At 48.9% G+C, this 376-nt stretch carries 1 protein-coding gene; it reads right to left on the reverse strand.

What is annotated here, in order from left to right; translation table 11 throughout:
- Positions 1 to 119: 119 nt before the first annotated feature.
- Positions 120 to 376, reverse strand: a 257-nt coding sequence (locus C495_RS18230; RefSeq protein ID WP_206538422.1) for a hypothetical protein, incomplete at its 5' end; no start/stop codon positions are given.

Below are 376 nucleotides of genomic sequence, written 5' to 3' on the forward strand. Positions count from 1 at the left end.
TTTCTAGAACTCTAGTAAAAGAATAGAGCTTTCCATGCTGTGAGTCTGGACGGACAACTGAGAGCACGACTTTATTTCACGCGCTTAGTTTTCCACGGGTCTCGATTGAGGAGTCCTGGTTAGTCGGTATTGATGCCGAGTCGAGTCGCTAATTCATCATCATTCTCAATGACAAATTCAACGAGCGTCTCCATGAAGTCTGCATGCTTCTCAATTCCCCCTTTACCAGCGACTTTGGAGCGCCCGTCTAGCTGCTCGTAAAGTGAATTCAATTGAGTCGCTTTCTCGTCGGACAAGTACATCGGCACTTGACGACGGTTCCGGGTTGAGTCTGGATTTGGATCTGGCCCCGGTTTTCCACTCGTGTCACTCGCAC

This window comes from Natronorubrum sulfidifaciens JCM 14089, from assembly GCF_000337735.1.
Taxonomy (GTDB): domain Archaea; phylum Halobacteriota; class Halobacteria; order Halobacteriales; family Natrialbaceae; genus Natronorubrum; species Natronorubrum sulfidifaciens.